Annotated in this window: 1 pseudogene; it reads right to left on the bottom strand. The window is 64.4% G+C overall.

The annotated features are described in order from the left end of the window. A pseudogene (locus tag BRO63_RS04525) lies at positions 1-917 on the bottom strand (DEAD/DEAH box helicase family protein); the annotation flags it as partial.

Genomic DNA, 917 nt, shown 5'->3' with positions numbered 1-917 from the left:
CTTGTACTCGTGCGCCTCGTCGGCGATGAGCAGGTCGAACGTGCCTTGTGGCAGGTAGCGCTTGATGAACTCGGACGGCTGGTAGCCACCCTCACCGAATCCAAACTCCATGTTGGCCATCGCACGTTCCATGCGCGTGGCTTGGCGGTCAGAAAAAACCAGCTCGCCGTTGCCATCCATGAGGTTGATGAACTCGTGGATGTTGTCGCCCAGCATCGACGCCAGGAACCCGTCGCCGAACTTCTGCATTAGCTTCTGCGCGGTGACTTCCCCGATGGTCGGGATGCGCTTCAAGGCTTTCAGCACGGCCGAGGATTGGTCGCTGCCGGACAGGCTCCGCGGGCGGATTAGCGTCCACAGGGGCGCGGCGCAATGGCTGCACTTCCTGCGGTACTCCTCGGCTTCGAGCGCGACCGGGTTGACCGGCTCGCCGTCGAGGTCGGTGATGACCGTGCCGCAGTCAGGGCACGCTGCCACGTCGCCATGGCGAGTGCGCCGCGTGGTGAAGACAGGCTTCCAGTGGAATCCCATCCGCATCCTGACGCGCCCCAGGACAAAGAACTCCTGGCCCGTGGGCTGCACACCCATCTGCTCCCGCAGCTTGATGAGCTTGACCAGCGTGTCCGGGCCGTTGAGCACCCAGACCTTGGCGCCTGCCACCGTCTCTTGGATCTCGCGCCGCCACTTGTAAACCAAATGGGGTGGCGAAAGAACTAAGGTTCGGCGGTAGCCTCCGGCGTTGAGGACGGCGGCCGTGGCGATGCCGACGGTCGTCTTGCCGCAGCCCATTTCGCCATTGACGATCGCGGCGCGCTCGCCACGGTCGATCAGCAGCTCGGCGGCGGCATGGACGACTTCGGCCTGGGCCTGGAACAGCTTGCGCTTGAGGCTGGCGACGATGAGTTGCCGGTGCGCCT

The sequence above is a fragment of the Achromobacter xylosoxidans genome (assembly GCF_002192695.1).
Classification (GTDB): Bacteria; Pseudomonadota; Gammaproteobacteria; order Burkholderiales; family Burkholderiaceae_B; genus Achromobacter; species Achromobacter xylosoxidans_C.
This window is presented reverse-complemented; position numbering and strand designations above follow the sequence as displayed.